This is a genomic window from Caulobacter sp. S45, assembly GCF_009765965.1.
In the GTDB taxonomy this organism is placed as follows: domain Bacteria; phylum Pseudomonadota; class Alphaproteobacteria; order Caulobacterales; family Caulobacteraceae; genus CAHJWH01.
This window is the reverse complement of the sequence record NZ_LMUL01000010.1, coordinates 165,820-186,153: the sequence shown is the minus strand read 5'-3', so window position 1 is coordinate 186,153 and position 20,334 is coordinate 165,820. Positions and strand designations below refer to the sequence as shown.

Annotated in this window: 18 protein-coding genes; 9 read left to right on the top strand and 9 right to left on the bottom strand. The window is 67.0% G+C overall.

Annotated features, from left to right (window positions below; all coding sequences use genetic code 11):
- Positions 1–11 precede the first annotated feature (11 nt).
- From GSQ87_RS05270 to GSQ87_RS05255, 4 genes are all read left to right on the top strand, one after another.
- Positions 12–500, top strand: a complete 489-nt coding sequence (locus GSQ87_RS05270; protein ID WP_158913988.1) for a RidA family protein — start codon at positions 12–14, stop codon at positions 498–500.
- Between the two features lie 169 nt (positions 501–669).
- Complete coding sequence (locus GSQ87_RS05265; protein ID WP_158913986.1) at positions 670–1,866, top strand: glycosyltransferase; 1,197 nt, start codon at positions 670–672, stop codon at positions 1,864–1,866.
- A gap of 8 nt (positions 1,867–1,874) precedes the next feature.
- Positions 1,875–2,672, top strand: coding sequence for an FkbM family methyltransferase (locus GSQ87_RS05260; RefSeq protein ID WP_158913984.1), 798 nt, complete (start codon positions 1,875–1,877; stop codon positions 2,670–2,672).
- Between the two features lie 131 nt (positions 2,673–2,803).
- Positions 2,804–4,648, top strand: a complete 1,845-nt coding sequence (locus tag GSQ87_RS05255; RefSeq protein ID WP_216839024.1) for an ATP-binding protein — start codon at positions 2,804–2,806, stop codon at positions 4,646–4,648.
- A 244-nt stretch (positions 4,649–4,892) separates the two neighbouring features.
- On the opposite strand, the gene GSQ87_RS05250 is transcribed toward GSQ87_RS05255, so the two are convergent.
- From GSQ87_RS05250 to GSQ87_RS05240, 3 genes are all read right to left on the bottom strand, one after another.
- Positions 4,893–5,711: a tetratricopeptide repeat protein gene (locus GSQ87_RS05250; protein WP_158913980.1), complete on the bottom strand. Its 819-nt coding sequence runs from the start codon at positions 5,709–5,711 to the stop codon at positions 4,893–4,895.
- 184 nt (positions 5,712–5,895) lie between these two features.
- The gene (locus GSQ87_RS05245; RefSeq protein WP_216839022.1) at positions 5,896–6,930 is read right to left on the bottom strand and encodes an acetamidase/formamidase family protein; all 1,035 of its coding nucleotides are present in this window, start codon (positions 6,928–6,930) and stop codon (positions 5,896–5,898) included.
- Between the two features lie 32 nt (positions 6,931–6,962).
- Positions 6,963–9,200: a S9 family peptidase gene (locus tag GSQ87_RS05240; RefSeq protein WP_216839020.1), complete on the bottom strand. Its 2,238-nt coding sequence runs from the start codon at positions 9,198–9,200 to the stop codon at positions 6,963–6,965.
- A 134-nt stretch (positions 9,201–9,334) separates the two neighbouring features.
- Here GSQ87_RS05240 and GSQ87_RS05235 point away from each other — a divergent pair, with 134 nt between their 5' ends.
- Positions 9,335–10,171 (top strand): peptidylprolyl isomerase, encoded by an 837-nt coding sequence (locus tag GSQ87_RS05235; RefSeq protein WP_158913976.1) that lies wholly within the window; start codon positions 9,335–9,337, stop codon positions 10,169–10,171.
- Between the two features lie 70 nt (positions 10,172–10,241).
- Here GSQ87_RS05235 and GSQ87_RS22415 read toward each other — a convergent pair whose 3' ends face one another.
- On the bottom strand, positions 10,242–10,541 hold the full coding sequence (locus GSQ87_RS22415; protein ID WP_216839018.1) for a hypothetical protein: 300 nt from the start codon (positions 10,539–10,541) through the stop codon (positions 10,242–10,244).
- Between the two features lie 118 nt (positions 10,542–10,659).
- Between GSQ87_RS22415 and GSQ87_RS05225 the strand changes: the two genes are divergently transcribed.
- Positions 10,660–11,049, top strand: a complete 390-nt coding sequence (locus tag GSQ87_RS05225) for an energy transducer TonB (RefSeq protein WP_158913972.1) — start codon at positions 10,660–10,662, stop codon at positions 11,047–11,049.
- 120 nt (positions 11,050–11,169) lie between these two features.
- On the opposite strand, the gene GSQ87_RS05220 is transcribed toward GSQ87_RS05225, so the two are convergent.
- The gene (locus GSQ87_RS05220; protein WP_158913970.1) at positions 11,170–11,469 is read right to left on the bottom strand and encodes a putative quinol monooxygenase; all 300 of its coding nucleotides are present in this window, start codon (positions 11,467–11,469) and stop codon (positions 11,170–11,172) included.
- An 89-nt stretch (positions 11,470–11,558) separates the two neighbouring features.
- Here GSQ87_RS05220 and GSQ87_RS05215 point away from each other — a divergent pair, with 89 nt between their 5' ends.
- On the top strand, positions 11,559–11,972 hold the full coding sequence (locus tag GSQ87_RS05215) for a DUF302 domain-containing protein (protein WP_216839016.1): 414 nt from the start codon (positions 11,559–11,561) through the stop codon (positions 11,970–11,972).
- Positions 11,973–12,201: 229 nt separating this feature from the next.
- Here GSQ87_RS05215 and GSQ87_RS05210 read toward each other — a convergent pair whose 3' ends face one another.
- The 3 genes from GSQ87_RS05210 to GSQ87_RS05200 all read right to left on the bottom strand — a co-directional run bounded on the left by GSQ87_RS05210 (position 12,202) and on the right by GSQ87_RS05200 (position 17,627).
- Positions 12,202–14,625, bottom strand: a complete 2,424-nt coding sequence (locus tag GSQ87_RS05210; protein WP_158913968.1) for a TonB-dependent receptor — start codon at positions 14,623–14,625, stop codon at positions 12,202–12,204.
- Positions 14,626–14,870: 245 nt separating this feature from the next.
- The gene (locus GSQ87_RS05205) at positions 14,871–16,199 is read right to left on the bottom strand and encodes an MFS transporter (RefSeq protein ID WP_158913966.1); all 1,329 of its coding nucleotides are present in this window, start codon (positions 16,197–16,199) and stop codon (positions 14,871–14,873) included.
- 15 nt (positions 16,200–16,214) lie between these two features.
- Entirely contained in the window at positions 16,215–17,627 is a 1,413-nt protein-coding gene (locus tag GSQ87_RS05200) for an FAD-binding oxidoreductase (RefSeq protein WP_158913964.1), read from the bottom strand.
- 208 nt (positions 17,628–17,835) lie between these two features.
- Here GSQ87_RS05200 and GSQ87_RS05195 point away from each other — a divergent pair, with 208 nt between their 5' ends.
- Together GSQ87_RS05195 and GSQ87_RS05190 are read left to right on the top strand one after the other, a co-directional pair.
- Positions 17,836–18,531, top strand: a complete 696-nt coding sequence (locus GSQ87_RS05195) for a GntR family transcriptional regulator (RefSeq protein WP_158913962.1) — start codon at positions 17,836–17,838, stop codon at positions 18,529–18,531.
- A complete protein-coding gene (locus tag GSQ87_RS05190) occupies positions 18,528–19,310 on the top strand; it encodes an HpcH/HpaI aldolase/citrate lyase family protein (RefSeq protein ID WP_158913960.1) in 783 nt (260 codons plus the stop codon). The genes GSQ87_RS05195 and GSQ87_RS05190 overlap by 4 nt, the downstream gene beginning before the upstream one ends.
- 95 nt (positions 19,311–19,405) lie before the next feature.
- On the opposite strand, the gene GSQ87_RS05185 is transcribed toward GSQ87_RS05190, so the two are convergent.
- Positions 19,406–20,326, bottom strand: coding sequence for a LuxR C-terminal-related transcriptional regulator (locus GSQ87_RS05185; RefSeq protein ID WP_158913958.1), 921 nt, complete (start codon positions 20,324–20,326; stop codon positions 19,406–19,408).
- Positions 20,327–20,334: the final 8 nt, after the last annotated feature.

Sequence of the window (20,334 nt, the reverse complement as noted above, 5' to 3'; positions counted from 1 at the left end):
TAGACACCCCCATGCGCCCCGCCCTTCTCGCCCTCGCCGCCGCCACCTTCGCGGGGGCCGCGCTCGCAGCCGCCACAGCCCAGGCCGCGCCGCCCGCGATCGAACGCACCTACGCCAGCCCGACCGCCTTCCTGGCCTCTTCCGTGGTGGTGCCGGCCGGCGCCGATACGGTCTATCTGTCCGGCGTGCTGCCGGCGCCGGAGACCTTCAAGGGCGATACGGAGGCCCAGGCCAACTCGGTGCTGGACCGGATCGGCGAGCAACTTAAGGGCATGGGGCTGGGCTTCGGCGACGTGGTGCTGATGCACATCTATCTGGCCGGCGATCCGGCCAAGGGCGGGGCGCTGGACTTCGCCGGTTGGCAGGCGGCCTATCTGAAGCGCTTCGGCACCGCGACCCAGCCCAACCGCCCCGCCCGCTCGGCGTTCCAGGTGGCCCACCTGGCCAACCCCGACGCTCTGCTGGAGGTCGAGGTGACGGCGGCCCGCCCGCACCGCTAGGCGCGCGACGCCGGCCGGGGCGGCGGCGCGGGCGGCGGTCGCCGAGACCGTGGCCTGCGTGCGAGCCGGTCGTCGCGCCCTGCGCCATCGATTGATCGGTTGATGGCGCGCAACGATCCCAATACCACCGGCAGATGCGCCTTGCGCAGCTTCCAGGTCGGGGATTCACATGCGCGCCGTGATGGTGAAGGGAAACTCCCAGTACGGGGGCACCCGCTTCTTCGTGGACCACGCTGCAGCGGCCTTCCGAAGGATCGGCTTCGACGTCGAGGTGCTGGACCTTTCCGCGAGCGACGACATCCCCGCCGCCCTGCGCGCCGCGGCGTCCACGCCGACGGACCTGGTCTTCACCATCAACTACCTGGGGGAGTTCCGGGACGAGGCCGGACGCACCCTGGCGCAGATGTTCGACGCGCCGCACGTGCTGTGGCACACCGACTACGTCCTGGCCCATGAGAAGCGGGTGCCCGCCACCGCGCCCAGCACCGCCCTGCTGGTGGTGGACCCGACGCAGGTCGACGCGATCGACGCCATCTTCGGGCCGGGCCGGTTCGCCCATCTCGGCTTCTTCCCGCATCCGGCCGTCGGCGAGGCGGCCCCCACGGATGCAGATGTGGAGGCGTTCCTGCGGGCGCGGCCGATCCCGCTGCTCTGGTCGGGTTCGCTGCAGCGGGCCGGGCCGCCGCCGTGGAGCAATATGCCGGAGGCCGTGCAACAGATTTTCGACGCCGCGCTCGAACTTGCGCTGTCGGTGGAATGGACGCCACCGCATCTGGCGCTCGACCAGGTGCTGCGTTCCATCGGCCTGGACTTGGCCGACCCCGATCTGATCGCCATACGGATGGGGGCGAGGCTGGTGGACATGGCGGTGCGCTTGACGCGCCGGTCCGCGTTCGTGGACGCCCTGGCGGCGACGGGCCTGCCGCTGCACATCTGCGGGGCCGGCTGGGAGGACGAACTGCACCGCTTCCCAAACGCGGTCTACGAGGGCCCGGTGGAGATGAGCCGGACGACCGAGCTGATGCGACAGTCCCGCGTAGTGCTGAACACCAACGGGAATTTCGGCGCGGGTTCGCACGAGCGTCCGTTCTCGGCCCTGCTGGCGGGCGCCGCAGTGTTTTCCGACCACAGCCGCTACTACGCGCTGGCGTTCGCCGCCGACGAGATCGCACTGTTCCACTGGAAGGCCCTGGATGCGGGCATGGACGCGCTGGAGCGCCTGACCGGCGCGCCCGAGGACGCCTACGCCATGGCTCGCAAGGGCAAGGCGCGGGTCCTGGCCGAGCACACCTGGGACCACCGCATCGCCTTGATCCTTGAAGCGGCGCGCCGAATCCGACACCCCCATCCGGCTGTCATGTCGTAGGATCGACGATGATCGATATGGCCCTGTTGCAAGATCAGCTCCGCCTCGCCGCCACGGCCTCGGCGTTCGATCTGACACGCCCCGCCGACAGGGAACGTTCGACCCGCGAGCTGACCAGCCTGTTCTACGACCTGCAGGCCGCGGTCACGCCGACCTGCTTCATCGAGATCGGCGCCCACGACGCTCGATTTTCAAAGGATATGGCGACGCGGCATCCCGGAACGAAGGTGGTCGCCTTCGAGGGAAATCCGAACAACCACGCCCACTTCGCATCCACGTTCGACTATGCGGCCCACGGCGTCGATTACCGCCACGCCCTGGTGTCCGACATCGACGGCGTCGCCGAGATGATGCTGCAGGTCCGATGGAACGGCCAACCCTTCCCGCTGATCAAGGGCAGCGACTCCCTGCTCAAGCGTAACCGGGAAGACGTGGAATACGAGACGCGCGAGGTGGCGTCGACACGTCTCGACACCGCCTTCGCCGACCGCGGCGCCACCGGCGGCCTGTTCACCCTGTGGATAGATGTGGAAGGCGCGACCCAGCAGGTGTTCGCGGGCGCTGTGGATACGCTTTCAAATACCGCCAGCATCTTCATTGAGGTCGAAGAGCATCCGTACTGGGAAAACCAGTGGCTATTCGACGACGTGCAGGCGCATCTGGCGAAAGCCGGTTTCCTCGCCCTGGCGCGGGACTTCGAATTCGAGCATCAGTTCAACGTCGTGTTCGTCCATCGCGCTCTTTGGCAGGTCGCCACCGTTCGCGGCGCCCTCAACGCCTACCTGTCCCGCATCGGGCGCCCCTGAAACGCCCCAGCCGTTCCAGAGCGGTTAAGTATTTTCAGGTATGGGCTGCATCAGAAAAGTGGTGACAGTGACAAGCGCCCATGTACGAACTGCTCTTATCCAAACTAAACCTGCTTTTCGCCGGTATGTTTGTGACACGGCCAAAAGTCCGCTGGGCCGCCGCCGTCGGCCTGGTCGTGCTTCCGATTGTATTGCTCGCCAGCGGGCTCTTACTGCTCCAGACCTATCGCCAACAGGTCACAGTCGAACATAGGTTCGTCGAGGCTCAGGCCACGCGCAACAAGATCTATGAACTGATCCGGCTCACGCTCCAGGCCGAGGCGAGCCAGCGCGAATTCCTGATCTCCGGCGCCGAAGGCGATCTGGTCGCCTATGACGCGGCGCGACGCGCCCTGCCCGGACTGCGCGCCCATATCGCGGCCGGTCTCGACGCGCCCGATCAGATGCGCACGCTCGACCATGCCTTCAGCGTCATGGCCCGCAGGTCCGGGCGTCTGGATGCGTCCATCGACCTGCGGCGCCAGGCGCGCAAGCCCGACCTGATCGCCCTGCTGAACGCCAGCCGGGAGGATCGCTCGACGTCCGCCGGTCCGGACCTGCACAGGTTGATCGACGTCCAGAACGGCCAGATCGGAGCCCAGGAGCGGGCGCTGGGGGCGGTCGGGCGCTTGGCGGCGCTGCTGATCGCCGGCCGGCTGATCTGCATGGCCATCCTGATCGCCAGCGTGCTGGTGCTGGTCGTGCTGGCGTTCAAGGACCGCGACGCCCACGCCGCCCGTCTCCGCGCCGCCCGCGAACAGGCCGACGCCGCCAACCGGGCCAAGAGCGAGTTCCTGGCCAATATGAGCCACGAGATCCGCACCCCGCTGAACGGGGTGCTGACCATGGTCCAGCTGATGGCGCTCGAGGAGCTGACCCCCGGCCAAAGGGAGAAGCTGGATGTGATCCACACCTCCAGCGAGGACCTGCTGCACGTCATCAACGACATCCTGGACGTGTCCAAGATCGAGGCGGGCAAGCTGGAGCTGGAGGCGATCGCCTTCGATCCCCGGCGGGTGCTGGAGAGCACGGTGGCCAGCTTCGCGGCCGTGGCCAGGCGCAAGCAGATCGACCTGCGCTTGGAGGTCTCCGCCGACGCCCACGGCGCGCGCCTCGGCGATCCCGCGCGGCTGCGCCAGATCGCCAACAACTACCTGTCCAACGCCCTGAAGTTCACCCCCGCCAAGGGCGGCGTCTGCCTGCGCATCAGCGGCGACGGGCCGGACGGGCGCGAGGGGCTGACCCTGGCCGTGCGCGACAGCGGCATGGGCGTGGCGCCCGACAAGATGGCGCTGCTGTTCCGGAAGTTCTCCCAGGTCGACGCCTCCACCACCCGCCAGTTCGGCGGCACGGGGCTGGGCCTGGCGATCTGCCGCGAGCTGGCCACCCTGATGGGCGGGCGCACCTGGGCCGAAAGCGAGGTCGGCCTCGGCTCGACCTTCTACGCCACCCTGGCGCTGCCTCACGCCCAGGACGCGCTGACGGCCGTGGCCGGCGACATGGTCCAGGACGATGACGACGGCCGCCCGGAGCGCCCCGTGCGCGTGCTGGCCGCCGAGGACAACCCGACCAACCAGCTGGTGCTGTCCACTATCATGGAGGTGTTCGGCTACCACCTGACCATGGTCGGCGACGGGCGCCAGGCGGTGGACGCCTGGGCGGGCGGCGAGTTCGACCTGATCCTGATGGACGTGCAGATGCCGGTGATGGACGGGGTCGTCGCCACTCGGCTGATCCGCCAGGAAGAAGCGCGCCGCAACCTGGCGCGCATCCCCATCGTGGCCCTGTCGGCCAACGCCTACAGCCACCAGATCGCCGAATACACCGCCGCCGGCATGGACGCCCACGTCGCCAAGCCGATCGAACTCGACACCCTGCACACCGTGATCCGCGACGTGCTGGCCGGCGAGGCGCAGGAAACGCGGCTGTGTGCGTAGGGGACGGGACGGAACATGCGCCCACTCTCAACCGCTCATCCCGGCGAATGCCGGGACCCAGATCGTAGGGCTCCAACCGAGCAAGCGCTGAACTGTACGAAAGCTTCAATACCTGAACCGCCTAGCGCCCTATGATCTGGGTCCCGGCATTCGCCGGGATGAGCGGTGATGGGGGTGCGGATGACCGGGTTCGCCCCGGCCTTTTCAGGCCGTGACGGACTGGCGGTCGACGCGACAGGGGGAGTCAGGGGCGGTCTGGATTAGGTGGGGATGCAGCGTCGAGCATCCGATCGTAGGCGCTGTACTTCTTCTTCGGGTTCCATCTGGCCTGTTTCAACCAGTAGGCCGCCGCGTGCGGGTCGGCTTGAACCCCAACACCGTCGCGATACATTTCGCCGAGGCGAAGCTGAGCGGGATAGTAGCCGCGGCTGGCCGAGGAATACAGCATGTACGCCGCCTTGACATGATCGACGTCTCTGCCAAGTCCTCGATCAAACATGGTCGCCGACAGGTAGCCTGCGTCAGGGTTGCCGTTGGACGTCGATAGATACGAAGCGGCGCTGACATAGTCATCCCAACTTATATCTTCAATTCCGACTTGGAACATTCGCTTGTCGCCTTTGCGCGTCTCCGCAGCAAGCAACCGATCCACAGCCTTTCCGGCTCTGGATTTACTTAGCGACACCATCCAGCATTTTTGTTCGATAGAAGTAATTGTCATCAGGGCGACGTGCTTCGGCGGCACATAGTATATCGCCTTGTCTTTTCCCTCGGATTTGAGCGATGCGCCCCCAGGCCCATAAACAATGCATTGAGAGAAAAAAGGGCTGTCGTGCACGGTGCACCAGTTCGCGGCGTAGATGCTGAGCTGCCCCCAATCTTCGACGTTCCAGGCGCCGGTCGCCTGTCGAGGCTCGTAGAAGCTCTCAGGAGCCTCGTCGGGGCAAACCTCTCCACTTTTGAGGAGAGGCACGATCCTTGGGTCCGTGGCCGGCGAGGTGGGCGGCTTCGCGGCGTCGCCCGCCGGGGGCGCAGGCGGGGCTGCAGCTGCAAGCGCCAGCATGACGGCCGGTATCGAGAGACCCGATAGGGTTGTCGGTAGCACGCGCCCCCTCCCCCTCCTTGTGTCCTTCTTCACCTTTCAGTTTAACACTATCCGCCGTCAATCGGAGTGGCGTGACCGCTCCAACCCTAGAAATCCGAGAAAATCAACGCCCGCTCCCCACCTATAGCGGACTCGCTCTCCCCTATTTCCCCACGAACACCGACTTGGGCAGCATCACGTGCACGCCCTTGTTGCTGTCGACCAGTTCGGTGATGTCGATATCGCCGCTGACGCTGATCAGCATGTAGGCGTCGTCGCGGGTCATGTGCTTGTGCTCGACCAGGAAGTCGATCATCCCCGCCACCGCCTTGTGCGCGGCGGTGCTGAGGTCGTCGTCGAAGCCCATGCTGATGAAGTGGGTCGGCGTCTCGGCGCGGGGATAGGGGCCGGTCTTTTCGCCCTTGTGCAGCACGAACTCCATGGTGCCGACCAGCGAGGTCTCGAGCGCGGTCACGTCCACCTCGCCGTTGCCCTGGCCGGCGTGGCCGTCGCCGATCTGGAACATGGCGCCCGGCGCATAGACCGGGAAGAAGACCGAGGTCCCGACCGTCAGTTCCTTGTTGTCCATGTTGCCGCCGATGATGGTCGGCGGGCCGCTGGAGATGCGGCCCATGCTGAGCGGCGGGGCCACGCCCATGTCGCCGAAGAAGGGGTGCATGGGCACCTCGATACCGGGGCCGAAGTGGGCGGTGCCGGTGGTCTTGTCGAGCGGGATGATGCGCACCCGCTTGTAGCGGAAGTCGTCGGCCTGGAAGCCCATGCCGGGTGCGAACATGTTGTAGGCGTAGGGGATGGCCAGATCGATCTTCTTGATCCGCACCTCCAGCGTGTCGCCGGGCTCGGCGCCCTCGACATAGACCGGGCCGGTCAGGATGTGGCTGCCGGGGCCTTTGTCGGTGGTCACCTCGCGGAAGATGGTGCGCAGCTCGGGCTGGACGTCGGCGGGCGGCAGGCCGGCGGCCTCCAGGCCTTCCGGGCTATTGGTCAGCAGGGTGTGGAACACCACCGTGTCGCCGGACTTGATCCGCAGGACCGGCTTGGTGGTCCCGTCGAAGTGGCCCCAGGTGATGTTCTTGGGCGTGGCTTCCAGGGTGTAGGTGGTCTGGGCCAGCGCCGGGCTGGCGGCCGTGGCGCCGGCGAGGGCGAGCGCCGCCAGGTAGAGAAGCTTGGTCCGCAAAGTCTTCATCCTCGAAAGATCGGGTGTTGTGTTCACTGGCCGCCCTGGGCGGGTTCGTCATGGACCGGCGCGCCCTTGACCGGCTCGCCACCCGGCTTCTCGCCCTCGCCCTTCAGGTAGAGCGCCAGCCAGTTGTGCACCTCGGCGTAGAAGTGGCGGCTGTCCTCGGGCTTGAGAATCCAGTGCCAGGCGTCGGGCCAGACCAGCAGGCGGCTCGGCGTCTGCATCCGCTGCAGGGTGGCCCAGTTCTCCAGCGTGTTGCCGATGGGCACGCGGAAGTCGCGCTCGCCGACGCTGAGCAGCATCGGGGTCTTCCAGTTCTTGGCGTAGGTGATCGGGCTCTGGTCGCGCCAGATCGGACTGCCGCCCCAGGGCGGGCCGCCGTTGTCCAGTTCGCGGCCGTAGTTGCCGTCGCTCTCGCCCCACTGGGTCAGCAGGTCGACCTCGCCGGCGTGGCTGATCAGGCACTTGTAGCGGGTGGTGGTGGCCTCCAGCCAGTTGACCATGTGGCCGCCATAGCTGGCGCCGGCCGCGCACATGTTGGTCCCGTCGATATAGGGATAGCGCTTGATCGCCTCGTCGACCGCCTGGTCGATCTCCTCGCCGGGCGTCTTCAGCGGGTCGAGCTTGATGGCCTGGGAGAAGGCCTCGCCGAAGCCGGTCGAGCCGGTGTAGTCGGTCATCAGGATCACATAGCCCGGCGCCGCCAGCAGGTGGGGGTCCCAGCGCAGGCTGATCTGGTCCTCGTTGTTGCTGGCCGCCCCGCCGTGGATGAAGACCAGCAGGGGATATTTCTTGGCCGGGTCGAAGGCCGGCGGCAGGTAGATCATGTTGTGGATGCGCCGCCCCTTGGCGCTGGTGAAGTAGAAGTGCTGGGGCGGCGTCCAGTCGATGGTCGCGGCCTCGGCGGTGTTCACATTGGTCAGGTTCGTGTGGGTCTTGGCCACGGGGTCGATGCGCACGACCTCGCTGGGGCTGACCGAACTGGCGTAGCTGGCGATCAGTTCGGTCTTCGCCGCCTTGGGCGGGATGGCCAGCGCGGTGTAGCCGCCGAACTGCGGCTCGATCACCAGGACCGGTTTGCCGCCCTCGGCCGGGACGCGGAACAGGTCCTCCTTGCCGGCGTCGGAGACCAGCAGGTACAGCTCGCGGCTGTCGGGGGTGAAGCGGTACTGCTCGACCTCACGGTCGAAGCCCGGCGTCACCGGCTTGGCCTCGCCGCCGGCGGGCCAGGCGACCCGATGCAGGCGCGACAGGTGATAGACCGCGTCGCCCGACTGGTCGGAATACTTGAACAGCAGGGACTTGCCGTCGGGGCTGAAGGCGGCGTCGCCATAGCCGCCCTCGGCCGGGCTGACGATGCGGGGCTCGGCGCCGCCCTCGGCCGGCATGCGGTACAGGTGGTGGCCGACATGGGCGAAGGCGGCGTTCCAGCGCTCGGTGGTGGCGGTGAACAGCACCTCCGACCCGTCCGGGCTCCATAGCGGCGACAGCGAGACCCGCTCCTCGCCCTGCTGGCCGGAGAAGCCGGACATGTGCGCCAGGGCGGTGGGCGACAGGATGTCCTTGGGCTTGGCGCCGGGCTCCAGCGACTGGACCATGATGGTCGGCTGGCGGTCATTCAGCCACTCGTTCCAGTAGCGGATCGGGAAGTGCTCGTAGACCCGCACGTTGAACTTGCGCGCCTTGACCTCGGCGGCGGCCTTGCGATTGGCGGCGTCGTCCAGCGCATTGGGGAAGACGCTGGTCTCGAACAGGATGGCCTTGCCGTCCGGCCGCCACTTGGGAGCGGAAGCGCCGGTGGACACGTCGGTCAGGCGGCGCGCCTCGCCGCCCTGGGCCAGGTCGAGGATGTAGACCTGGGAGACCGTATCACCCTCGCGCTTGGTGGCGAAGGCGATGGCGCGGCTGTCCGGCGACCAGGCCGGGCCTTCCTCGCCCGCCTTGGTGTTGGTGATGCGGCGGGGGGCTGCGTGGCCGTCGGCGGGGACCAGCCACAGGTCGCTGACCGCCTTGTCGGGCTCATAGGACGGCTCCATCACCGAATACAGCACCCATTTGCCGTCCGGGCTGACCACCGGCGGGCCGACGCGCTTCATCATCCACAGCTTCTCATGGGTGATCGGGGTCTTGGCGGCGGATGCGGCGGGGGCGGCGAAGGCGGCTTGGGAGGCCATGAGGCCGACGACCAGGGCGGCGGCGCAAAGCAGGGTGTTGCGGTTCATCACGTCTCGCGGATCGGGCGCCGAGCGGATCGGCAGCGTGGCCATTACAAACACGCTTCGACGGCTTAGCCTATGGCTGCGTGAGGGTGGGCCGCCGCTCGCGCGCCACCGCCGAAAACCGGCGCAATCTGGTCAGAGCGCGGGCGCCGGTTCATCATCGGCTGGGGGGATTTGATCGAATGGCGAATTTCACGGCGATAGCGTGGCGGCTAATTCCCGGCCTGGCGGTCGCGGCGCTGGGGCTGGCGGCGATGGGCGCGACCGCTCCGCCGACCTGGCGGCCGCTCGATCCCGACAACACCTTGGTGGTCGACACCAGCCAGGGGCGGATCGTGGTCGAGATGCGGCCGGAGTTCGCGCCCCAGGCGGTGGCGCGGGTCAAGCTGCTGAGCCGCGAGCGCCTCTATGACGGGCTGCTGTTCCATCGGGTGATCGCGGGGTTCGTGGACCAGACCGGCGATCCGGGCAATCACGACGGCGGGGTCTCCAGCCATCCCAACCTGCCGCCGGAGTTCACCGCGGTGCTGGGCCCCGAGGCCTTCGACACGGTGGCGAGCCGGGCCAGCGACGGGATCGAGGGCTTCGTCGGCGCCCTGCCCTTCGCCGCCACGCCCTCGCCCGCCAAGCCCGGCAAGTACCGCGCCTGGGGTGTCTACTGTCCGGGCGTGGCCGGCATGGGACGCGGCGAGACCATCGGCAGCGCCAACAGCGAGATCTTCTTCATGCGCGACGCCAACCGCTCGCTCGACCACGACTATGCGGTCTGGGGCCGGGTGGTGGTGGGGCTGGACGTGGTGCGCGCCATGGCCGTGGGCGAGCCCCCGGCCCACCCCGACCGGATGATCCGGGTGCGGCTGATGGCCGACCTGCCCGCCAACGAACGCCCGGCGGTCGAGGTGATCGACACCCGCTCCGCCGCCTTCCGCGCGGACCTGGACCGGATGCGCCACGCGAAGGGCGCCGACTTCAGCCCCTGCGATATGCCGATCGCGACGCGGGCGGCAGGCGGCGGCTAGAGTGTATTACAAGCTAGGGAGTGTCCGCTTCTGGGCGGGATGGCGATGACGGGTTTCGACCCTCAGCGGACTAAACGCCGCCGCTCGCGATGAACAGGCGGAACGCGAGAATAGCTACGACACCAGTAAGCAGCGCGCCGACGACCGATCCGAGCACCCGAGCGACGGCACCTTGGGCGAGAATTACGTTTCTGACGCTACAGAAAGCAACAAGAACAACGACCACGGGGTAGGCGACGATGAGTAGGGTCATTGTGTGTAATAGCATCGCGGCGATCAACAACAGCGGCAGCGAGCCAAGTAGCCCTACGGGAATAATCAACCGAAATAGGACAGCCCGAAGCGGTCCCCATCGGTCCTCGTAATGCACAGACGATGTCGCCATTCGCTCAGCTTACAGGGGAGGCATTGCTAAGCCTATGTCTGAAAACCACCCGTTGCAGACGTTCACGCGCCATGCGCTTCTGTCATTATGAAAAGGGGGGATAATGCTGGTCACCATGATGGCGCTCGCGCTCGCACAGACGCCCGAAGCGAGCGCGCCGCAACAGCCAGTCTATGACGCTGCCTTCCGTCCGCTCAAGAAGTCGGAGCGGAGCTACACCCGACTTGGGCCGGTGGGTCCTTATTATCCGCAGGTGGCCGTGGACGCCCGGAAAAACGGCGAGGCGATCCTAAGCTGCCGGATCGCCCCAGGCGGAGAATTGGATAAATGCAAGCCAGTGGCCGAAAGCCCGGCGAACTTGAACTTCGCTGTCGCCGCGAGGGTGATGGCCGACCGAAAGCGCATCTTCGTCACCGGAGACCCGCCCATAGGCGAGGGCGTACTCGTTCGAGTGCCGTTCGTAATTGGAGCGCCAGCAACCACGGAGCCTTAGGTCGGCTCACCACCCTTCTCCGAAATTCGGAACGTACGCTTGCGGGGCCGTTGCGCCGCGCCTGCGTCCGTGACGAACCCTGACGCCATCCTTGACGAGCACGCGCCCCAGGCACGCATCTCAGCAGGGGGTCAGGACGTGGATCGCGCGGCTGACCAGCATGTCCTTCACCCGCGCACCGAAGGCCGCCATGTGCGGCGAGGCCGCGTGGGCCTTGAGCGCCTCGGGGCTTTCCCACTGCTCGACCACCACGAAGGTGTCGGGGCCGAGCTTGTCGGACGAGCCTTCGAAGTCGATGGCCGGGCCGTAGGCGATGCAGCCGTCCTCGGCGCGCACCGCCGCGAGGTTGGCCTCGACCGCCTCGAGCACCGCGTCGCGCATGCCGGGCTTGGTCTGGAGTATGGCGATGACGTGGATCACGGCTTGTCCTCGGCTCTGGATCGTGCGGCTTGTCTGTATCCGCGATCGCGCCCGACGGGGAGAGGTCGCCGCTCACAGGAGACCAGATCATGTCCGAAGGCCTTGTCACCGTCCCCTCCGCGCGCGGGTTCGCCGAGACCTTGCAAGGGCTCGTGGACGCCCTGGATCAACGCCATGTGCAGTTCTTCGCCCGGATCGACCACGCCCTGAACGCAAGCGAGGCGGGGCTGGAGCTTCGGCCGACGACGGTGGTGGTGTTCGGCGCGGCCCAGGGCGGGACGCCGCTGATGCAGGCCGAACAGGCGCTGGGCCTGGATCTGCCGCTGCGCGCGCTGGTGTACGAGGACGCGGAGGGGCAGGTGTTCGTGGCCTACAACGAACCGGCCTGGATCGTGGCCCGGCACGGGCTGGAGCCGAGCGCATTCGCGCCGGTGGCCGGTATGTCCAGGCTGCTGGCGGACGTCGCACGGCAGGCCGGCGGTGCGGCTTCTCCACACGCATAGGGGTCCAGACCCGCGGAATCCCGGGCGGCGACCCCGTACGGCGGACGCCGGCTGCGTGCTTCGAGACGCCCTTCGGGCTCCTCAGCATGACGAAGGAAGATGGGCGGCGTTCGGGAGTGGGATGGAACAAAAAAGGGAATGCAGAGGCCACGCCGACCCTTGCATCCCCCTTTCGTCATGCTGAGGAGCCCGAAGGGCGTCTCGAAGCACGCAATACTTAGATCGTCCCCTAGAACTTCTTGCGGGCGTTGATGCCGAAGGTCAGGGGGGCGACGCTGGCGGCCTCGGGAACGTTGCCGGTGGTCGCGTTGGTGGCTTCCCAGGCGATGCCGGTCCGGTTGAGGGCGTTGTTGATGAAGAAGTAGGCGCCCCAGTTGGCGTCCGGCGCTTCCACGCCGATCCGGAAGTTGGTCATCGCATAGGCCGGCAGCTTGTCGCGGTTCGGATCGGTATTGGGGAAGGTCGAGTAGGACCCGCCCTTGTAGCTTTCGTCTGCACGCGCGGTGCCGTTCAGCCCCTCGACGATGGGGTGGGTGTAGGAGATCGAGATGTCGCCCTGCACCTGGGGCACGAACGGGATGCGGTTGCCCTTGACGCCCGGCGCCGCGACGTCGGAGGTGACCTGGTTCTGGGTCAGCCTGGGGTTCTGCAAGCTGCCGTTGGTCTCGATCTGCAGGCCATGGAACGGCTGGTACGCCACCTCCGCCTCGACGCCGTAGATCCGCGCGGCGCCGGCGTTGGCGATATAGCTGAAGGCGCCGTTGGGCGTGGTGCCTGTCACCTGCATGTTCGACCATTCGATGTCGTAGACATCGGCGTCGAGATACAGCTTGTTGCCGAACCACTCGGACTTGTTGCCGAACTCGTAGTTCCACAGGCTGTCGGACTTGTACGGGGCGAAGGCCGACGGCAGGCCGAGGATCTGGTTCACGCCGCCGGGCCGGAAGCCTTCGGACGCCTCGACGTAGAACATGTCGTGCGCCGCCAGTCGGTAGGCGGCGTTGAACTTGTAGACCACGCCGCTCTCGGAACTGCTGATCACCGCCGGGCCGACCGTCTTGGTGCCGAGCAGGTCGAGGCCGATCGGCGTCGTGCCGTTGTTCTCTTCCTCGTAGTTGAAGCCGCGGATGCCGAAGGTCAGGGTGAACTTCTTGGTGACGTCGAACGACGCCTCGCCGAAGCCCGCATACTGGTCCAGGTGAGCCAGGATGGTGCGTTCGGAGGTGATCTCCAGCGGTTCGATGATCAGGGTGGTGCCCGGATCGCCGGTGCGCTGGTCGCTGACCGTGTAGGTGCGGCGCTGGTCGGCGTAGAAGCCCACCGTCCACTTCAGCCGGGTGTCGCCGGACGAGCTCAGGCGAAGCTCGTTGTTCCAGTCGTGCACCGACTGGGGCTGGTAGGCGGTGGTCGGCAACAGCGACAGCACGTGGTTGTTGAAGGCGGTGAGCTGGGTCGGGTTGCAGGCCACGCCGCCGTTGAACAGCGATTGGCACTTGGCCGCGTTGGTCGCGGCGGTGCCGGTGCCCCCAGGGCCGCTGATCAGGCCCCGGTAGTAGCCGTCCAGGTCGTTGGACGTGTATTGGTAGCGGTTCATGTAGGACGACACCGCCGTAACCGTCACCGGACCCGCGTCGTAATGGGCGGTCAGGCTGTAGAGGTCGACGTTGTCGCCGATCGGCTGGTCCAGATAGGTGTTGGACTTGTAGGTGCCGATCCGCGGGAACCAGTAGGGCTGGGTGCCGCTGCTGCGCTGATAATAGGCCGAGCCGTCGATGGTCAGGTTCTCTAGCGGCTGGTAGCGGATCAGCACGCGACCGCCGTAGCTGCCGTAGTTGCCGAGATCGTCGTGGCCGGTGCGCACGTCGGTGATGTAGCCGGGCGTATAGCGGTCGAAGGCGACCACGCGCGCCGCCAGGTTGTCGAGCAGCGGGATATTGACGACGCCGTTGATTTCGCCGCCCTGCCCCCCGTCGCGCACGGTGTCGCCGGTGGCGTCGAGCTCGCCCTCCCACTTGCCGAACACGGGCTTGTTGGTGATGACGCGGAAGGTGCCGCTCATCGAGCCGGAGCCGTACAGCGTACCCTGGGGTCCGCGCAGCACTTCGATGCGCTGGACGTCGAACAGGCCCAGTTCCGGGGTGCGCGATCCCGCGTCGCCGGTCGTGCCCGAGGAGCCGGTCACCGGCGTCTCGTCGTAATAGGTGCCGACCGTGGGCTCGCCGGGGCCCTCGATGCCGCGGATCACCACCCGGCGCGAACCCGGCCCGGTGTCGACCACGGTCAGGCCGGGCGAGAGCTTGGCCACGTCGGTGATGTTGACCACGCCTGCGGCGGTCAGCTGGTCGCCGGTGAGGGCGGTGATCGCCATCGGCGTGTTCTGGACGGTGGTGTTGCGCTTGGTGGCGGTGATTATGACCTCGCCCACCGAGGTGTTGAGCGCGGCCGCCGGGTTTTCGGCGCTATTGCCGCCTTGGCCCGCAGGTGTGGCGCGGGTGGAACTGGGAGGGGGCGACGCGGTGTCTGTGGCCGGCGGCGGCGCGCTCTGGGCCCAGGCGGCGCCCGCGATCGAGGACACGGCGGTGGCCAGGAGCAGCGAGCGGAAACCGACGCGGCGCCGCAACACTTCCTGTGCGAGATAATTCGAATGCTGCATTCAGACCCCCATCATCGCGCTCCGCAAAGCAGATCGCAACTACATCTCGAAGTTGAATTCGATGGCCAGATGTTTTATTTTTTTGGGTACGCCAACACTTTACTCTTGGCACTCGCAGCAACGGCGGCTCGGTTGCATCCGAGCCCACACACTTAAGAGAAAGATCGATTCATCCCCGAGTTCAAAAAATATGCCCACATTCATATGTGATGGCAACAATAAAGTTTAGGTATGAAATAACACGACTAGCGTCCGCTTGACGCAGGCTCCCCTCCAGACCTGCCCGGCGCCGCAATGCAAGCCAGGACAGCGGCCCCTAACGCCATGACCAGGGCGAACAGATACATTGGTAACGCTAGCGATCCGGTCGACTGCTTCAGGATCGCGACAACATAGGGCGAGAAGAAACCCGGAAGGTTTCCCAGCGCGGAGACCAGGGCGATGGCGGCGGCAAGGGCTGCGCCCTGGAACATGGCCGTAGGCAGGTTCCAGAACACCGGCAGCGATCCCATGGTGCCGGCTACCGCCAGCGAGCACAGCAGCACCGCCAGCGCGGTGTGGCCCAGCGCCAGGGGGCTGAGCGCCCAGCCCACCGCCGAGATTAGCGCCAGCGCCACCAGGGTCGCTCGCAGCCGGCCGCCCCGCTCGACATAGGCCGCCGCCCCCGCCATCGCCGCCACGCCCGCCAGCCAGGGGATGGCGCTGAGCAGGCCGATGCGCAGCGGATCGGCCACGCCGGACGCCTGGACGATGGTCGGCAGCCAGAACACCAGGCCGAAGAAGGACACGCCGTAACAACCGTAGACCAGGCTGAGCGCCAGCACGCGCGGATGGGTCAGGGCCGACAGCAGCGAGGCCTTGGCGGCGGGCCCCCGCTCGGCGGCCACCACGGCGGCCACCCGCAGGCGATCTTCCGGCGACAGCCAGAGCGCGGTTTCCGGCGAACGGTCGAGCAGGCGGGTGGTCATCAGGCCCAGCACCACGGCCGGCGCGCCCTCCAGCAGGAACAGCCAGCGCCAACCCGCAAGCCCACCGGCCCCGTTCAGCCGCGACAGGATCAGCCCCGACACCGGCCCGACCACCACGCCCGAGACGGCGATGGCGCTCATGAACACGGCGGTGATGCGGGTGCGGCGCGAGGTCGGGAACCAGTCGCTGAGATAATAGATCACCCCCGGGAAGAAGCCGGCCTCGGCCACGCCCAGCAGGAAGCGCAGCACATAGAAGCTCATCGGCGAGCGCACGAACATCAGGGCGATGGAGACCAGTCCCCAACTGACCATGATCCGGCCCAGCCACATCGGCGCACCGAAGCGCTTCAGGGCGATGTTGCTGGGGACCTCGCACAGCACGTAGCCGAGGAAGAAGACGCCGGCGCCGATCCCATAGACCGTCTCGCTGAACCCCAGGTCCGCCAGCATGGTCAGCTTGGCGAAGCCCACGTCCATCCGGTCGACCTGGGCGATCAGGTAGCAGAGGAACAGGAAAGGCAGGAAACGCCTGGCCACCGCGGAGAACAGGATGTCGTCGCGCGACGGGCTCGTCGCCGGAGGGTTCGTGGCGGCGTCGACCATCCTCGCCTCTCCCCGTCAGGCTTGCAGGATACGGCCGGGGTTGAGCACCCCGTTGGGATCGAGCGCGCGCTTGATCGCCGTCATCGCCGCCAGTTCGTCCGGCGTGCGGGTGAGGCCCAGCACCTTGCGCTTCTTCACCCCGATGCCGTGCTCGGCCGAGACCGACCCGCCGAGATCGGAGACCACGCCGTAGACCAGCGCCTCGATATCCTGGCGGATCGCGTCGGTGATGTCGGGCGCGTCGACCAGCAGGTGGATGTTGCCGTCGCCCAGATGCCCGTAGACCAGGGCCAGCGAACCGGGATAGCGGCTGGCCATCAGCTCGGTCAGCCGGCCCGCCGCCTCGGCCAGGTCGCGCACGGCGAAGCTGATGTCGAAGGCGACCATGTCGGGCATCAGGCTCATGAACTCGCCCGGCGCGTCGCGGATACGCCAGAACTCGGCGGCGTCGCGCTCGGACATGGCGATGGCGGCGTCTTCGATCACGCCTTCTTCCAGCAGGGTGGCGAGGAAGCCCTGGAACTGCTCGGCCTGGGCTTCGGCTTCGGGGCCGTCGGTCTCCAGCAGGACGTTGTAGGCGTGGCGGCCCTCCAGCGGACGGCGTAGGTCCGCCACATTGCCGAGCACGAAGTCGTAATAGCTCGGCCACATCACCTCGAACGCCGAGACGCCGCCGATCAGGCCCGCCTGGGCGCGGCGCAGCAGCGTTGTCACCGCCGCGAAGTCGCCCAGCCCGCACCAGGCGGTCGAGACCCCGGTCGGGCGCGGGCGCAGCCGCAGCACCACACGGGTGACCACGCCCAGCGTGCCCTCGGCCCCGATCAGCAGGTTCTTCAGGTCGTAGCCGGTGTTGTTCTTGAGCATCTTGTGCAGGCCGCCGACGATGCCGCCATCGGCGAGCACCGCCTCGATCCCCAGCACCTGCTCGCGCATCATGCCGTACTTGATCACCCGGTTGCCGCCGGCGTTGGTGCCCACCACCCCGCCGATGGTGCAGCTGCCGCGCGCGCCGAGGTCGAGCGGGAAATAGTAGCCGGCCTCCAGCGCCGCCTCCTGCACCTGTTGCAGCACCACGCCCGCCTCCACGGTCATGGTGGCCGAGACGGGGTCGACCTCGACGATGGCGCGCATCCGCTCCAGGCTCAGCGCGACCTCGCCGTCATAGGCGGTGGCCGAGCCGGCCAGACCCGTCAGCCCGCCCTGGACGGCGACGGGCTGGCGATGGGCGTTGCAGATGGCCAGGGCCTGGGAGACCTGTTCGGTGGTGCGCGGACGCAGCAGGGCGACGGGATGGCCGGCGGGGACGCGGCTCCAGTCGCTGAGCCGCCGCTCGCCGAGCGCGTCCGGCAGGGTGACGACATCGGGGCCGAGCGCCGCCAGCAGCGCCTTCACCGCGTCGTTCCCCGAGGCGCTCACGAGGTCGTTCAAGGTGTCGCCGGGGCGCGGATCATGGCCAGCCGCCTCTCCTTCTGTCCGCCATTGGCGGAAAGTTCCGTATACTGTTCTCCATCATTGGCCCTCGCGATTTTCCGCTTGTCAAGGCGCTATACTCGTATCTGATAGCAGTAGACCTCAACCCTGCTGAGATACACGGCATGCTTCCGTATTCTGTTCGCCCTCGTGCGAGCCGCCGCTGATGGCCGGCAAGGCGGCGGCGACGCGGCTGGAGCGTGGGGAGCGGGGCACGCGCATCTACCTCGAACTACTGGACCGCATCCGGCGCGGCGCGGTGGGCGCGGACGAGCGGCTGGTCGACACGGTGCTGGCCGAGGAGATGGAGGTCTCGCGCATGCCGGTGCGCGAGGCGCTGCTGCGGCTGGTGCACGAGGGCTATCTGGTCGGCACCACCCGCGGCTTCGTGCTGCCCCGGCTGACCCCCCAGGACATGGCCGACATCTTCGAGATCCGCCGGCTGCTGGAACCGCGCGCGGCGGCGACCGCGGCGGCGGCGCTCGACGCGGCCGGGCTGGCGGGGCTGGAGGTCGCGTACGCGGCGGCGCGCACGGCGATGGCGCAGGACGACGCCACGGGCTTCATCGAGGCCAACCGCCGCTTCCGCCAGGCCTGGCTGGAGGCGGCGCCCAACCGGCGGCTGGCGGCCACCCTGTTCCGCTTCGTCGACCATGTGCAGATCACCCGCAACGCCACCCTGTACGACCCCGCCACCCGCGAGGTGGCGATGCGGCTGCTGGACGAGCTGATCGCGGACTTCCGCCGCCGCGACGCGCTGGGCGTGCAGGACGTGATGGCGCGCTTCGTCGCCCGCGCGCAGGAAAGCTTCCTGGCATTGCAGCCGACCACGGATTCGACACAGCGACAGGGGCTAGGATGACCGATATGGACCACACCGACACGACCTCCGCCGCCCAGCCGCTACGCGACAAGCTTCGCGGGTCCGGACTGGTGCTGTCCTGGTTCTCGATGGGCTCGGTCCCGCTGGCCGAACTCGGCGCGCGGCCGGGCTTCGACGCGGCGGTGATCGATCTGCAGCACGGCCTGTGGGACCGGATGAGCGCGCACCTAGCGGTCAGCGCTCTGGGCGCGACGCCGGTGCTGATGCGCACCCTCAACGACAGCGACAGCGCCATCGGCGAGGCGTTGGACAGCGGCGCGCGCGGCGTGATCGTGCCGATGATCGCCACGGCCGCCCAGGCGCGGCGGGCCGTGGCGGCGGCGCGCTTCCCGCCCCATGGCGGACGTTCCGGCGGCGGGGTGCGCCCGATCGGCGAAGGCTTCGCGGCCTATCACGCCCGCAACGCCGACCCGCTGGTGGCGGTGATGATCGAGACCGTGGAAGGGGTGCGCAACGCCGCCGAGATCGCGCGCACGCCCGGCCTGGACTTCGTGTTCATCGGGCCGGGCGACCTGGCCCTGTCGATCGGCTGCTTCCCCGAGCCGGACGCGCGCCACCAGGCGGCGTGCCAGGCGGTGCTGGAGGCCTGCGACGCGGCGGGGCTGGCCTGCGGGCTGTTCACCTTCTCCGCCGAGCTCGCCCGCACGCGGCTGGACAGCGGCTACAAGGTGGTGGTCGCCGCCAACGACATCGACATAGTGGCCACGGGCTTCGCGCGGGCGGCGGAGGTGTTCGGCGTCAAGGCGGGGGATGGCTAGGCGAGCGGGGGTTCGCCGTTCTCCGGCGATCCCTTCACCGGCTCAGTCGCCTCGATCGCGTGCTTTGCCGGTGAAGAGCAGCTCTCACCTTGTAGCTAGTCCGTGACGAGGAACCCCTCCGCCGACCCCGGCAAGCCGCTATGAGCGGGAGAAAAACGCCCTCGACGTCTGATGTTCGTGTAAAGCAGCCGCTCATACAACTTCAAGAATTCTACGCGAGAACCAACACCTAGCTTCAGGTAAGCGCGCTTACGAAAGGTTTCAACACTTGTTGGAGCCACACCCAGGCGCAAAGCGATTTCCTTGATCGACATGTTCAGCAACATCGAGGCGCAGACCTCAACCTCTCGGATACTGAGTTGCGGCAACACGGCGTTCATTTGCGCCACCAAATCTTTAAACACCGGCTTAAACAGAAGCGCACTCCTGGCGTCGATCAAATGCACGTGCTGGCGAATCAAGCCCAGGATCACACCGCCCATACGCTCAAAATAACTCGAGTATTCTTGCATTATAGACACCCCATTGTCGCTACAATGCAGCGCCAATACAACTGCGTCCTCTTTGAAACTTCTGAATACGAAAAAACCATTGCTCAATGGATCGGCATTGTCGACTCGATCCGCCCCGGTCGTCCACGGGCGCAGACGAAGATTGCTGGGCCCGGCGACTGTCTCGAAGAAGGCGCTCTGGAACGGCGTGCCGACATCCGCTTTGGACGAAAGCTGATTCCAGAGAGTTTGAGCTTGGTCGGCGTCACCTTCGGCAAACAAAAAGCGGATGAAGCCGGTGCTGTCCATATAGAAGGCCGACATAAATTTAGCAGGTACTGCGGCCAGCACCTCCTTAGCAAGCAAGGCTCCGAACTCCGCCGAACCCAGGGCGTCGATTTCCATCGAAAGACTACCGAAAGGCTCAGGTTGCGGCCCTGCTTCGAAAGCACGGCTCATAGATTCAACTCCCAACTCGACGCTCTTGAGCGACGTGACACCGATATTAGCCGAGCCGATCTGCAAAGTATCCC

What these genes read in the sequence shown, in the direction of transcription:
- GSQ87_RS05270 (WP_158913988.1), top strand. Translation starts at nt 12, where the DNA reads ATGCGCCCCGCCCTTCTCGCCCTCGCCGCCGCCACCTTCGCGGGGGCC.
- GSQ87_RS05265 (WP_158913986.1), top strand. Translation starts at nt 670, where the DNA reads ATGCGCGCCGTGATGGTGAAGGGAAACTCCCAGTACGGGGGCACCCGC.
- GSQ87_RS05260 (WP_158913984.1), top strand. Translation starts at nt 1,875, where the DNA reads ATGATCGATATGGCCCTGTTGCAAGATCAGCTCCGCCTCGCCGCCACG.
- GSQ87_RS05250 (WP_158913980.1), bottom strand. Translation starts at nt 5,711, where the DNA reads ATGCTGGCGCTTGCAGCTGCAGCCCCGCCTGCGCCCCCGGCGGGCGAC.
- GSQ87_RS05240 (WP_216839020.1), bottom strand. Translation starts at nt 9,200, where the DNA reads ATGGCCACGCTGCCGATCCGCTCGGCGCCCGATCCGCGAGACGTGATG.
- GSQ87_RS05235 (WP_158913976.1), top strand. Translation starts at nt 9,335, where the DNA reads ATGGCGAATTTCACGGCGATAGCGTGGCGGCTAATTCCCGGCCTGGCG.
- GSQ87_RS05225 (WP_158913972.1), top strand. Translation starts at nt 10,660, where the DNA reads ATGCTGGTCACCATGATGGCGCTCGCGCTCGCACAGACGCCCGAAGCG.
- GSQ87_RS05215 (WP_216839016.1), top strand. Translation starts at nt 11,559, where the DNA reads ATGTCCGAAGGCCTTGTCACCGTCCCCTCCGCGCGCGGGTTCGCCGAG.
- GSQ87_RS05210 (WP_158913968.1), bottom strand. Translation starts at nt 14,625, where the DNA reads ATGCAGCATTCGAATTATCTCGCACAGGAAGTGTTGCGGCGCCGCGTC.
- GSQ87_RS05205 (WP_158913966.1), bottom strand. Translation starts at nt 16,199, where the DNA reads ATGGTCGACGCCGCCACGAACCCTCCGGCGACGAGCCCGTCGCGCGAC.
- GSQ87_RS05195 (WP_158913962.1), top strand. Translation starts at nt 17,836, where the DNA reads ATGGCCGGCAAGGCGGCGGCGACGCGGCTGGAGCGTGGGGAGCGGGGC.
- GSQ87_RS05190 (WP_158913960.1), top strand. Translation starts at nt 18,528, where the DNA reads ATGACCGATATGGACCACACCGACACGACCTCCGCCGCCCAGCCGCTA.